The sequence below is a fragment of the Acinetobacter sp. YQ_14 genome, assembly GCF_043102985.1.
Classification (GTDB): Bacteria; Pseudomonadota; Gammaproteobacteria; order Pseudomonadales; family Moraxellaceae; genus Acinetobacter; species Acinetobacter venetianus.
This window is the reverse complement of the sequence record NZ_JBICJJ010000006.1, coordinates 1-12,534: the sequence shown is the minus strand read 5'-3', so window position 1 is coordinate 12,534 and position 12,534 is coordinate 1. Positions and strand designations below refer to the sequence as shown.

Annotated in this window: 13 protein-coding genes; 3 read left to right on the top strand and 10 right to left on the bottom strand. The window is 37.7% G+C overall.

The window, feature by feature from the left end; all coding sequences use genetic code 11:
* The first annotated feature begins 64 nt into the window (after positions 1–64).
* Complete coding sequence (locus tag ACF8D3_RS03375) at positions 65–2,248, top strand: carboxy terminal-processing peptidase (RefSeq protein ID WP_392470158.1); 2,184 nt, start codon at positions 65–67, stop codon at positions 2,246–2,248.
* A 47-nt stretch (positions 2,249–2,295) separates the two neighbouring features.
* Here ACF8D3_RS03375 and ACF8D3_RS03370 read toward each other — a convergent pair whose 3' ends face one another.
* From ACF8D3_RS03370 to ACF8D3_RS03345, 6 genes are all read right to left on the bottom strand, one after another.
* Positions 2,296–2,751 (bottom strand): DUF2147 domain-containing protein, encoded by a 456-nt coding sequence (locus tag ACF8D3_RS03370; protein ID WP_392470156.1) that lies wholly within the window; start codon positions 2,749–2,751, stop codon positions 2,296–2,298.
* 235 nt (positions 2,752–2,986) lie between these two features.
* Complete coding sequence (locus tag ACF8D3_RS03365; RefSeq protein ID WP_023012931.1) at positions 2,987–3,430, bottom strand: DUF2147 domain-containing protein; 444 nt, start codon at positions 3,428–3,430, stop codon at positions 2,987–2,989.
* Between the two features lie 87 nt (positions 3,431–3,517).
* Positions 3,518–4,186, bottom strand: coding sequence for an LrgB family protein (locus ACF8D3_RS03360; protein WP_004877491.1), 669 nt, complete (start codon positions 4,184–4,186; stop codon positions 3,518–3,520).
* A gap of 12 nt (positions 4,187–4,198) precedes the next feature.
* Positions 4,199–4,561, bottom strand: a complete 363-nt coding sequence (locus ACF8D3_RS03355) for a hypothetical protein (RefSeq protein WP_061392382.1) — start codon at positions 4,559–4,561, stop codon at positions 4,199–4,201.
* 91 nt (positions 4,562–4,652) lie between these two features.
* Positions 4,653–5,993 (bottom strand): ribosome rescue GTPase HflX, encoded by a 1,341-nt coding sequence (gene hflX / locus ACF8D3_RS03350; RefSeq protein WP_392470154.1) that lies wholly within the window; start codon positions 5,991–5,993, stop codon positions 4,653–4,655.
* Between the two features lie 74 nt (positions 5,994–6,067).
* On the bottom strand, positions 6,068–6,208 hold the full coding sequence (locus ACF8D3_RS03345; RefSeq protein WP_392470152.1) for a hypothetical protein: 141 nt from the start codon (positions 6,206–6,208) through the stop codon (positions 6,068–6,070).
* A gap of 331 nt (positions 6,209–6,539) precedes the next feature.
* On the opposite strand from ACF8D3_RS03345, the gene ACF8D3_RS03340 reads away from it, so the two are divergent.
* Positions 6,540–7,361, top strand: coding sequence for a 1-acyl-sn-glycerol-3-phosphate acyltransferase (locus tag ACF8D3_RS03340; RefSeq protein ID WP_061392384.1), 822 nt, complete (start codon positions 6,540–6,542; stop codon positions 7,359–7,361).
* Here ACF8D3_RS03340 and ACF8D3_RS03335 read toward each other — a convergent pair.
* Entirely contained in the window at positions 7,354–8,916 is a 1,563-nt protein-coding gene (locus tag ACF8D3_RS03335; RefSeq protein ID WP_017196799.1) for a phospholipase D family protein, read from the bottom strand. The genes ACF8D3_RS03340 and ACF8D3_RS03335 overlap by 8 nt on opposite strands.
* Before the next feature lie 168 nt (positions 8,917–9,084).
* Here ACF8D3_RS03335 and ACF8D3_RS03330 point away from each other — a divergent pair, with 168 nt between their 5' ends.
* A complete protein-coding gene (locus ACF8D3_RS03330) occupies positions 9,085–10,095 on the top strand; it encodes a metallophosphoesterase (RefSeq protein ID WP_392470150.1) in 1,011 nt (336 codons plus the stop codon).
* 44 nt (positions 10,096–10,139) lie between these two features.
* On the opposite strand, the gene ACF8D3_RS03325 is transcribed toward ACF8D3_RS03330, so the two are convergent.
* Genes ACF8D3_RS03325 through ACF8D3_RS03315 form a run of 3 tightly spaced genes read right to left on the bottom strand, consistent with a single transcriptional unit; the run spans position 10,140 to position 12,330 of the window.
* Complete coding sequence (locus ACF8D3_RS03325; RefSeq protein ID WP_392470148.1) at positions 10,140–10,619, bottom strand: OmpA family protein; 480 nt, start codon at positions 10,617–10,619, stop codon at positions 10,140–10,142.
* A gap of 8 nt (positions 10,620–10,627) precedes the next feature.
* The gene (locus ACF8D3_RS03320; protein WP_004877479.1) at positions 10,628–11,851 is read right to left on the bottom strand and encodes a diguanylate cyclase domain-containing protein; all 1,224 of its coding nucleotides are present in this window, start codon (positions 11,849–11,851) and stop codon (positions 10,628–10,630) included.
* Between the two features lie 5 nt (positions 11,852–11,856).
* Positions 11,857–12,330, bottom strand: coding sequence for a YfiR family protein (locus ACF8D3_RS03315; protein WP_004877477.1), 474 nt, complete (start codon positions 12,328–12,330; stop codon positions 11,857–11,859).
* Positions 12,331–12,534: the final 204 nt, after the last annotated feature.

Below are 12,534 nucleotides of genomic sequence, written 5' to 3'. Positions count from 1 at the left end.
ATTATGTTCATATGATGATAGTAGCATGTAATAATTGCCAGATCCAAGGAAGTACCAGAATTTTATGAAACTTCAAATGATAGCGTGTGCAGTTGCAATTGCGACTGGTGGTTTATTTTTTTCTCATACAATCAATGAGGCTTTTGCAGCAACTGAAACGCCAATCGTTTCAAGCGTAATCAAACCATCGCAAGAGCAAGCTTTGGTCGCGCGCCAGCTAGCAACCTTGGTCGATCGTCAGCATTATTTAAATATGCGTTTGGATGCGACAACTTCAAATCGTATTTTAGATATGTATCTCGATAGCCTTGATCCAGATCATTCATTATTTTTAAGCAGTGAAGTTGAAGACTATAAGAATAAATATGGTTCAAATTTTGGTAGCGCCTTAAAAGCAGGGAACCTGACAGGGCCATATGCAATTCATGCTCAATATCGTGACCGTTTGAAACAGTTCTATGAATTCATGTTAGCTGAATTAAAAAAGCCACAGAACTTGAATCAAAAAGATGTGTATTTAGATATTGATCGTGAAAAAGCGGCATATTTTAAAACCTCTGCCGAGCAACAAGCACACTGGCAGAAAATGCTGGTTTCACAATTAATTAATTTAACGATCAGCAAAGAAGAGGAGCAAGCGAAACAAAAAGCCTTAAAAGCTAACCCTTCGCTTGCCAATGGACAAGATTTGACGGGCCCAGAAGATTTAACCCCAGTTCAAACTTTAACTAAACGTTATACTCGTCAATTAGAGCGTATTGGTCGTGTCAAAAGTGATGATGTGTTAGATAAAACACTGAACGCGATGTTAGCGACTTACGATCCACACAGTAATTATTATCCGCCGATTGATGCGATGGAGTTGAATCGTCAAACAACTTTACAGTTAGAAGGCATCGGTGTTTCGATTCGCCCAGAACGTGGTAATGAAGATTACACTAAGATTGAAACCATCGTAGAAGGCGGGCCAGCAAGTAAATCAGGTCAAGTGAAATCAGGAGATCGCATTATTGGGGTTGCTCAAGATGGCGAAAAAATGGTGGATGTGATTGGCTGGCCTAGCTCCGAAATCGTTGGTTTGATTCGTGGTAAACGTGGTACGAAAGTAGTGGTTCGTTTGTTGGGCGCTGGTGCATCGATGAGCCAAGCACGTAATGTCACTTTAACGCGTGACATCATTCAAGAAGAAGATGCAGGTGTTCGCTCTCGTACCGTTGAAATTACTCGCGACGGTAAAAAACATAAGTTTGGGGTGATTGAAATTCCATCTTTCTACTTTGACTACCGTTCACGCCGTGCTGGTACTGAATATCGCTCAGTCTCTGAAGATACAGCAAAAGCATTTGAGTCATTAAAAGCTCAAAAAGTGGAAGGCATTATGGTCGACTTACGTAATGACCCAGGTGGTTCATTAGAAGAAGTTGCCCGTATGCTTGGTCAGGTGATCAAGTCAGGTCCTGTTGTCCAAATCCGTGATGGTAATGGTAATGTCAATGTCTTTGAAGATACTGATGGCGGTGAGCAAATTTATGCAGGGCCAATGGCGGTACTTGTGAATTTAGCTTCAGCTTCAGCGAGTGAAATTTATTCTGCAGCGATTCAGGATTATGAGCGCGGTATTATCATTGGTAGCACAACTACGGGTAAAGGAACGGCACAAGTCCAATTAGATTCTTTAGCTCATGGTCAAGCGACATTGACACAACGTAAATTCTACCGTGTAACAGGTGGCAGTACGCAGAATAAAGGGGTCGTTCCAGACATCAAATTGGTTGATATTTACAATGAAGAGTTTGGTGAGCGTAAGGCGAAGAATGCGTTGAAATGGGATACGATTCCAACTGCGCCATTCAAGCGTGAAGGTTCAATACAACCTTATGTTACGAAATTGTCTGAACTTTCTCAGCAACGTGTAGCGCTTGATCCGCAGTTTAAATATTTAGAACAACGTAAAGCAATTTCTCAGAAAACTTCTGAGCAGAAAAAAGTTGTACTAGATATTGATCAACGCAGAGCTGAATTGATTGACTTGGAAAAACAAACTTTAGAGGCTGAAAACCAGCGTCGCAAAGAAACAGGGCAAGCACCGTATGCAAACTGGGAAAGCTATCAAGCATCTATTGATGCTCTAGTTGAATCACGTGCCAAAATGAAAGCACATCTTCGTCCACCGTTACCAGAGGAAGAAACTTTCATTAATGAGGCTGCAAATGTGCTTCTAGATTATTCAAAGTTGCAAGGTCGTTAAAAATTAAGTGATAAAAAAGCCCTGAATATTCTGGGCTTTTTTATTGATTATTCAGTTTTATTGTTGACTCGAATCCATATTTGGCTGCGTCCTAATACAGAAACGCCGACATAGCCACGTAAATGTAAACGCTGTCCATTCGAGCTCAGTTTTGTTGTGAGGCTATACATGCGACCACTGTTAGGATCTAAGATTTTCCCACCAGTATACGTTAAATCTTTTTTGTGCTTGAGTTTGGTAATAACGTTTAAACCCAAAATTGGTTTATTGGTATAGGGCGCAGGACAGCCCGTACAGAATTCTTTTGGTGTATATCCTGTGCGAGGTGTAATTTTTGTAACCTTGCCCGTATAGGTGCCATCTGCATTTTGAGTAATTTCAACTTGCCCTTTAGGTGCACCCGTAAGGTCATCTACACTTTGCCAAGTTCCTGTAATATCTTGTGCAAATGTTAGATGGCTTAGCCCCATGAATAAAAATAGTGTAATGAATTTTGTATACATATTTAAGCCGCTCAGCCTATATTCTTGTTCCTCTATTATTTCGGATTTCTAATAATAGATTCAATCTTTATTTTACAATTGTGCATTTTTATTAATTGTTGAAATTTCAATAATTTTTAGGATGAAAAGTAGAAAAGCTTTCTCAAAGATTGTTAGACAATGAGAAAGCTTTTTGTATAAACCGTGATCGAAAGTGATCTAAGAGAAGATGGTAGATGCTTTGTCTATCTGAGTTTTATTCAGTACGAATCCAGATTTGATTGCGTCCTAAAGCCGATACACCAAGATAACCACGTAGATGCAATCGTTTGCCATTTGAACTTAATTTTGCTTTCATGCTGTAAACTTTGCCTGTATTCGGATCAAGAATACGACCATTGCTATAATTAAGTCCTTCACTGTGCTTCAGACCTGTAACAACATCTAAGCCTAAGATTGGTTTATTGGTATAAGGTGCTGGACAGTCTACACATATTTCCTTTGGAGTATAGCCTGCACGAGGGGTGATCTTTACGATTTTACCTGCATAACTACCATTCGTCTCTTTACGAATTTCAATTAACGCTTTAGGTGCCCCAGTTTTGTCATCAATACTTTGCCAAGTCCCCGTGATGTCTTCTGCGAAAGAAAAGCTACTGATTGCAGATAAGAGTAATGCACCTATAAGTTGTTTGCCCATCATTAAAAATCCTTTTAACGTTTGAAATCCCATTATGTCGGATTTTTGACAATTAGTTCAATCTTAATGTGATATTTGTGGCAAATTTTAAGATAAAGACAGTATAAATGTCGGTAACCAAATCGCTGTAAATACACCATTTACTGCCATACCAAAGGCTGCGTAACGACCAGTCACAGGGCCACGTTGCCATGCTTGCGCTGTTCCGATGGCATGAGCTGCGAGACCTAAAGCAAGACCAGATGCACGTTCATCATGGATGTGTTTCAAAATCCAAGGAGAGAAGGCAGCACCAATTACACCAGATAAGATGACAATCAATGTCACCATCATCAATGGCGCATGTAATAGGGTGGCGATGTTCAGTGCGATAGGAGTCGTAACTGCACGTGTAGCAAATGCCATGATTGTAGGTTCAGACATATGTAATAAATATGCCAAACCCATTGGCAATGCGACCGCACTGATACTCGCAAAGCATAAAATTCCGATCATTGATTTAATCGGTAAATCATCATAGCGCATTGCAGCTAAAGGAATAGCTAAGGCAACCGTGACATAGCCTAATAAATGATTAAAGATATCATTTACGTTCTTCATGTAATGCTCATAAGGAACGCCTAAAATGGCCAATAAAGCAATGACGATAAACATTGCAAACACGATTAAAGGAATTTGCGGGAATTTTTTATTGAGTGGTTTCGATATCAGATAGCTCACCAAGGTGATCATAAAGCCATAAATAATCATAAACATATTTAGCGACTCCTATAACCAACGCTTTGCCATTTTGGCGTAAATCCAGAGAGGGAGTAAGGTACTTAAAGTAAGCACAAATAAGAAAACAGGAATCTCTTTGCCTAAGTGAACCAACATAATCAAAGAACCTGCACAGATGGGTAAAAATGCAAATGCGCTTTCTTTCATGATTTTATTATTAGTATCAATCAAGCGATTTGAAATCTTTCTAAATCGTCTCCAGATTAATAATGTTGCAAGCAGACTCATCAAACCGACGAGATTACCGAGTTCTGGATGATTAAATGCTTTAGTGATTGCGACGGCACCCTCACGAAATACGACAATCAATAAAATCGTATAAAACCAAGCTGTCCAATCAATATCTTTCATGTTGTCTCTTACTCATTTATCTGAACAATGGACGATTACCATTATGATGATGTCATTCTTTTCTTAAGATGCTACCACGGGAAGAAAAAATTTATTGATCTTTCACGTATTCAAACTCTTCTAATGGTCGTTTGAATAAAGCGGCTTTCTCTCCAAGAATTTCATCTAGTGGTAAGTGGGCTTGTTTGATGATTTGTTCCAGTTTTTGTGGTGCTATACAAACTGATAAATGCAAATCACCTTGCTCATCGTAATGCTCAGATTGAATTACATTCAGTGTATAGAGTTGCGTGCGTAGTTTACCGTATGCAGGTTTCAAGACTAAATTAAAGTGTTGTAATTGTCCTAATAAGCATTGTTGGACAGCCTGACTTAATAAGGTTAAACCTTCACCAGAGTGTGCGGATACATAAACTCGATCAGGAAAATCAGGAGATTTATAAATGATTTTTGCACTATCTCCACTTTGGTCAATTTTATTATAAACATGCAAAATGGGTGCATCAGCTCCGATCTCTTTGAGCACAGACTCAACAGCTTCTATTTGTTCAAGCATATTAGGGCTACTACTATCCACAACATGCAACAGTAAGGTAGCTTCCAAAGTTTCTTCTAGTGTTGCTTTGAAAGATTCAACCAAATCATGTTGTAGGTTGCGGACGAAACCTACGGTATCTGCTAATACAACTGTACCAATCCCATCCCAATCTAAACGACGTAAGGTTGGATCTAAGGTTGCAAAGAGTTGATCTGCCGCATATACATCACTTTTCGCTAAAATATTAAAAAGTGTAGATTTCCCAGCATTGGTGTATCCAACCAGAGAAATAGTTGGAATTGCTGCTTTCTGACGAGCAGCTCGACCTTGTAAGCGTGTTTGTTGAACCTTGATTAATTTTTCTTTGAGTTGTGTGATACGAACACGAATCAGTCGACGGTCAGTTTCTAGTTGTGATTCACCTGGGCCACGCAGCCCAATCCCACCTTTTTGTTGTTCTAAGTTCCCAGTAAAGCCTCGGATTAAACGCGTTGACAAGTGTTTAAGTTGGGCAAGTTCGACTTGTAATTTACCTTCGTGTGTGCGGGCGCGTAAGGCAAAAATATCAAGAATCAATCCTGTACGATCGATGACACGACACTTCAGTATTCTTTCTAAATTACGTTCTTGGGCGGGACTCAAGGAGTGATCAAAAATAACCAACTCAGCTTCAAGTTCCTGTACTAGTTCTGCAATTTCATCGACTTTCCCTGAGCCAATAAAAAACTTAGGATCAGGTTTATTTCTATGTACAGAAATATGTTGCAGGATTTCAGCGCCAGCAGATTGAGCGAGCAATCGAAACTCTTCAGCATCAAGATCATTGAGGAGTTGAACAGAAACACTGACTAAAATTGCCCGTTCGCCACCTTGATGCTGCTCAAAATATTCCACGCTGCTGTCATATCCTAGGTATTAAAGTCCTATTTTAGAATAAACTTAAAGGAAAGGGCAAAGACTTACTCGATTTATATGACATTACGACGAATCAGCTCAATAAATCCGATTAACGTTCCCATATATAAAATTGCCAAGCCTAAAAACATTTTTAAAGCATAACCATAAGAGATGGTATTTTCGACTTCAGTGGCGGTGCTGTTCGTGCGCATAGTAAGACTCTTTTAATCTATTATTTCGATTGATTTATGTTATTTGATCTGATTGATGATTTGAAATTGAAAAAAATCATGTTCACGTTCGTTTTTTATTATCGAGATAACTTTTATAAGTGGATATTGGCATGATATAACTTGCTTAACTCAAAGCGTATATACCGAGATTTTTTGGTAATTTATCTTTGTATAACGTGAGGATTGATTAATTAAAAGTAGCGGAATTATATAAGTCTGCACCTTGTATCATCCAAAGATGCTTGTGCCTTTTGACATTCATGTCACAAGTTTCTATGACGGGTGAAAACCCAATGGTTTTAATGATTTTATGACTCAAGAAACAACTGCAGTAGATAGCGCACCATTAAATTTATTTTCAAAATTTAGTTTATATAGTCGAAAATTAGCCTCTGGTTTAGAGACCATTGGTGAAGGCTTTTATCTTATTTATCGTCATGGTTTATATAAAGATCCAAATAATCCTGTAAATACGCGCTATGTGCAGTATTTCTGTCGCCGTCTATGCGAAGTCTTCAATATCGAAGTACAGGTACATGGCACGATTCCGCGTGAACCAGCACTTTGGGTGAGCAATCATATTTCATGGCTTGATGTTGCTGTACTTGGTTCTGGTGCACGTATTTTCTTTTTGGCTAAAGCAGAAGTAGAAAAATGGCCAATTCTAGGAAATCTAGCGAAAGGTGGTGGTACGCTTTTCATTAAGCGAGGTTCAGGGGATTCAATTCGGATTCGTGAACAAATTACTGAGTTTTTAAAACAAGATATTCCAGTACTATTTTTTCCTGAAGCAACGACCACAGATGGTCATAAGGTTAAAAAAGTACATGGTCGATTATTAGGTGCTGCGATTGAAGCGCAGCGACCTGTTCAGATTTGTGTGATTTGCTATGTCAATCAACATGGCGAACTTGATATGGTTGCACCTTTTATCGGTGAAATGTCTTTTGCGGAGCATGTGCAACGTGTTTTAGAAATGCCGAAAGTCACTGCACATTTAATGACATTACCTGCTATTCCTGTAGAAGGACATACAGTTGATACCTTAACCAAAGAAGTTGATCGTCAAATGCGTGCGGGACTTTTAGAGTTACAACAAAAGGTTTTAAACATCCCACCTGATGCTACATAAAACCTTCGATAGGTAGCCAAGACAAAACTTTAACCCCAGCTTTTTGCCACCATTTCATCCGAGGTTCTTTTGTGTAAACAACAGGACCTTGAGGTGTTTGGCGTTGCCATGTGATTTTCTTATTCGCATTTAGAACAAGTTTATAGGCATATTTACTGAGATTTTGATCCATGGTTGCGTGCACAGCTTGAGCCAAAGGCGGGCTATCAAGTAAAACACCAATTTCAGTATTTAAATAAGCTGAACGTGGATCAAAATTAAATGACCCGATAAAAACTTGCTTTTCATCCAGCGCCATTAGCTTTGCATGTAAACTTGATCGGCTAAGACCTTTAATATTAACTTTGGCTTTTTTGGCTAAATCTTCAGTATGTTTGTCGAGGTCATCTTTATCTAAGGCAGGTAAGAATTCATAAAGTTGGACTCCTTGCTCTAAAAGCTCCTTTCGATATTTACCATAGAAAGCATGTACTACTGCAACGTCATTGGCTTTAAAAGAGTTGGTTAATACTCTAACTTTCACGCCATCTTGAGCTAGATCACCTAAGATTTTTGCCCCTTTTTTTTCAGGAACAAAATAAGCTGAAATAAGATCAATATTTTTCTCAGGTTGTTCTAAGTGATTGATCAGTTGGAAATTAAGATGTTCTTGCTTTTTTGCTTTAGACTTGATTTTATCGGGTGAGTCTTTAACAACTTCCGCTTTAACCCAATCTAATGAAATGTCTCGATTGATCAATGCATCGATTGATTGCGAACGATCAGTTAAATCCAAATAGTTTTGTACAGTGACTTTTTTATAGTGATCATCAAGCTGTTGTTTTAAACTTTCATAGCTGAGACGATGAGATTTTGGATTAACAATTTCACGAACATCATAGGCATATTCATGATTCCAATAATCATCAAAAGACTTGGAAATGTCATTTACCGCCGTTCCAAACAGCATGACATCAACATCTGAAAATTGATAATTATCACTAACGTTATAGTATTGATTCGTCATATTACGACCACCGATCAGTGCAACCTGATGATCTGCAATAAAACTTTTATTATGCATACGTCGATTAATACGTTTTAAATCTAAAACCATATCGATTGCGCGGTATTTGCGAAAGCGATAAGGGTTGAATAATTTGACTTCAATATTAGGGTGTTGAGCTAAAGCTAAGAAAATACCTTCGGTATGTTTTGCATTATTATCATCAATTAAAAGTCGTACTTTCACACCACGGTCAGCCGCACCAATCAATGCATGTAGTGCAAGTGCTCCAACTTTATCGTTATCCCAAATATAGTATTGAAGATCTAAGGTTTTCTCAGCTTTATCAATTAAACGCAAACGAGCAGCCAAAGCCTCCAATGGCTCATATAAAACATGATAGCCTGTCAGGTTTGGATGTTGTTGCTGTAAAGGTTGAATTACTTGCGCTAACGTTGTATCAGCAGTGTTGATCTGTAAGGTGGGCTGCGATGTTGGTTCAATTGTGTGCTTTGGTAACGTACTACAGCCCGTCACAGTGATCGCAATACTGCAATAAATCGCAAGCATACTTTTATTGTAAGTAGTTGTACTTATTTCTGTATGTTTGCTATTTATGCGAGAAAATTGCGTCATAATTGTTACTGATTAAAAGTTGGGCTTGAGTATAACATTTCATCTAAAAATATAAATATGAGATGCGATATCTGTCCCTAGATGAGGTTAATGAGATCTGTAATGCTTGATTCAGATACATCAGTTTTGATTTTCTATTCGATTTTCGCAGTTCTAGCACTCTGGGCATTTATACAGGCTTGGGTGCATCAGTCACGTACAGAGACAATTCATCCTTTTAAAGCTTTTGTGCACTTATTGGCTTTTTATCTCTCTTATTTACTTATTCCACTCTGGTTTTTTAGTTTATATGCAGGGTGGATTGGTTACTACAGCATACATCAAACTACGTTTGTATTTCTATTAAGTAGTCTTTTAATTTACGCCCGCTTTATTGAACCACATACGGTTCACGTCAAACATCATCAATATCGTTTGAATCCGCATCGTGAATTTAGCAAGCCTGTGAAAGTGGCTGTTGTGGCTGATATGCATGTTGGATTGTTTTCAGGACATGAGCGACAGTTAAAAACGATTGTTAGAAAGCTGAATCAGGAGAAACCTGATCTTGTGGTTGTGGCGGGCGATTGGACATACGAACCTGAGAATCGGTTAGTGCATGAGCTTGCAGTATTGAAACAGATTGAAGCTCCTGTTTATTCAGTACCAGGAAACCATGATGAGCAATATCCTGGACCACCGATTCAAGCGTTATTAAATGAAGCATTAAGCCAAAATAATGTGATTGATATCGAAGGCAAGATTGTTGATTTTGATGAGTTTCGTTTAGTGGGTATTGGTGACTTATGGGCAGGTAAGGCGAATATGCGTTTCTTACCAGAGCTGCCACAAGATAAACCGTGGCTGATTTTGTCACATAATCCAGATACTGTAGACATGGTTCCAGAGTTACCCATGCGTCCGTTAATGCTGTCAGGACATACACATGGCGGACAAATTGAATTACCGTGGATTACCAATTACATCATGAAGAAAGTTTCGATATTAGGGCATAAAAAAGGATTTTATATCCATGAACATGCAGATGTATTTGTCACGGTGGGTACAGGCATGGTTGGCGTTCCTTTTCGATTTAGAGTGCCTCCAACGATTGATATTATTGAGCTAAAATAAAAAAAGGCCAACTTTATTGTTGGCCTTTTTATTTATTAATCATTTTATGGAATGATAATCACAGCAACGCGACGGTTATTTGCACGATTCTCGTCACTTGTGTTTGGAACAAATGGTTGTTTAGAACCACGCCCAATTACAGTTAGATTATTTGGTCTAAACCCTTCATTAACAAAAATAGAAGCAACACTCTGAGCACGTTCTTCAGATAGTTTCTGATTGTATTCAGGATTACCAATATCGTCAGTATGCCCGACGATTTTTAATTTCTCTAAATCATATTTTTCTAGCTGTTTTGCTAGGCGAGTAATTTCTTTACCATGCTCTGGCTTAATATCTGATTTATTAAAGTCGAATAATAGGCGCTCTGGTAAACCAAGGCTCCAGCCCTCATCCGTTAAAACAAAGCCTTCTTTTTTTAACATTTTAACTTGACGGTACTTAAGTGGACCAAAACTCAAACATCCAGCCAATGTTAGGCAGAGTAACGCAATAAATGAAATTTTAATGGTATGAGTGCGCATAACATGTCCTAAATTTCTGGTTTATATAAAAACCAATGTGGATTTAAATTCTTTGCTTTATACATTGCTTGATCGGCTTGCATTACCAAATCTTCTGGATTTTCTGCAAATTGGGAGAACGCAATACCCAGACTAAAACCAAAATGAATAATTTCACCGTTAAAATTTAAAGGTTCTACGCTGCTTGCAAGTAGCCCCTCAGCAATAGCTTTCAAATGGTCAGCATGGTGAATTGCATGCAAAATAATCGCAAACTCATCTCCACCCAATCGAGCAATAAAATCTTCCTGTCGAACAGATAACTTTAAACGCTGAGCCATTTCACGTAACACAGCATCTCCAGCTAAATGTCCAAACTGGTCATTAATAAGCTTAAACTTATTATTGTCGATGAATATTAACGCAGAATTGTGACGAAATAGAGGGTTTTCAAAAATATTGAGTAATTCTTCATAAAAATAATGCCGATTTGGTAGACTTGTTAGCTGATCATGGTGTGCTTGAAAAGAAAGCTGGCGATTTTCCTTTTGTAAGTTGTTATTCCAGATTTGAATTTCTTCTAATAATTCATTAAATACAGTATTTAAATTTTGGAACTCTTTAATATGATTATTTGGAAAGCGTAAATTATAAGCTTTTTGATCGCTGACTAATTGGGCAATATGCGTGAGTGGCTTAATTGCTTGCATAATCTGGCGATAAGTTAAATTTACCGACCATAATAATGCAATCACAATAAAGAACATGGAAATAGCTAAACCAATAATAATGGTTTTAAGAAAATGTAAAATATTTTCAGAACTACCATATAGAACAAGTTCTCCAACTTTTTTCTTATGGTGAACAATCATAAGTTTAACAGGATCATGCAAAAACCATTTGTCGAGTAAATCCTGTAAAAAAGAAGTGTTTGCAATCTTCTTTGTACTTTCTGCTAATAACTGTTGTTGCGGATCGTAGACGTGGATACTTCGAATTGCATGTTCTCTTGTGTAGTCATCCAAAATTTGATCAATCGCGCCTTTATCTTTAAAGACGACTGCTGGTTGAATACGCTCAAGCACAGTTTGACTCAGCAATTTAAGATTCTGTTTTGCATAAGTTTCCATCGTAAACATGGAAATCGTGGCAAAAGTGCATGAACAAATTACAAAGGTAATTGCGAAAATCGTAAATTGAGATTTACGGAATAATGCATGTAATGAAGTAGATTGATATAAATTTGAAATCACTTTAACTACTCCGTGTTCTTCGCCAAAATTAAGACGCGAGGGTCGATATGAACCTTGGAGTAACTCAAAGCATCTAAATTTACTTTAAAAGTAGAAAAGGTCTTTTTATTGTAAAGACAAAAAATACTTCCGATTTCACAAGTAGAGTTATTAGTACTTAATGATAATAAAAATCGAGAAGGGTAAGACTGAATTAAATTTTGTTGTTGCTGAGGCGATGTTGTGGAGAAATAAGCAACATGACATTGAGTCTTAGAAAACTCTTTGGCGCTCACTGCCTGCACTTGATAATCATAAGATAGTTCTTTCACACTTGCTTGAAATTGATTAGTCGCTTCTGGATTATCAATAACACAAATAGTTGGTCGTGTTGTATTAGGCCATTTACTATAACTTAATATTGTTAATGCCAACTCATAAAAGCTATGGTTTGAAATGGCGTAACAAAGCCCACTCGTAGTTATGACAACTACAAGTATCAAAAGCTGCGCCGTTTTATGAACAAACCGTATTTTCAATCAAAAAAACCAAAAAATGTGAAGCAAGAGACATATTCTACTGGACTTAATTGTTTAAAAAAAGTTCTTAATCACATTGGAAGGATATAAAAAATAACTAATCAGTTCAAAAAACATGCACTCGGTAATAAAAAATAAAAAAGGGGGTTGCAAGCGTTGAGGAAT

Excerpts from the sequence above, each read along its gene's own strand:
- ACF8D3_RS03370 (WP_392470156.1), bottom strand. The coding sequence starts at position 2,751 with ATGTATACAAAATTCATTACACTATTTTTATTCATGGGGCTAAGCCAT.
- ACF8D3_RS03330 (WP_392470150.1), top strand. The coding sequence starts at position 9,085 with ATGCTTGATTCAGATACATCAGTTTTGATTTTCTATTCGATTTTCGCA.
- ACF8D3_RS03335 (WP_017196799.1), bottom strand. The coding sequence starts at position 8,916 with ATGCTTGCGATTTATTGCAGTATTGCGATCACTGTGACGGGCTGTAGT.
- ACF8D3_RS03345 (WP_392470152.1), bottom strand. The coding sequence starts at position 6,208 with ATGCGCACGAACAGCACCGCCACTGAAGTCGAAAATACCATCTCTTAT.
- ACF8D3_RS03355 (WP_061392382.1), bottom strand. The coding sequence starts at position 4,561 with ATGAAAGATATTGATTGGACAGCTTGGTTTTATACGATTTTATTGATT.
- ACF8D3_RS03365 (WP_023012931.1), bottom strand. The coding sequence starts at position 3,430 with ATGGGCAAACAACTTATAGGTGCATTACTCTTATCTGCAATCAGTAGC.
- ACF8D3_RS03360 (WP_004877491.1), bottom strand. The coding sequence starts at position 4,186 with ATGTTTATGATTATTTATGGCTTTATGATCACCTTGGTGAGCTATCTG.
- ACF8D3_RS03340 (WP_061392384.1), top strand. The coding sequence starts at position 6,540 with ATGACTCAAGAAACAACTGCAGTAGATAGCGCACCATTAAATTTATTT.
- ACF8D3_RS03325 (WP_392470148.1), bottom strand. The coding sequence starts at position 10,619 with ATGCGCACTCATACCATTAAAATTTCATTTATTGCGTTACTCTGCCTA.
- ACF8D3_RS03375 (WP_392470158.1), top strand. The coding sequence starts at position 65 with ATGAAACTTCAAATGATAGCGTGTGCAGTTGCAATTGCGACTGGTGGT.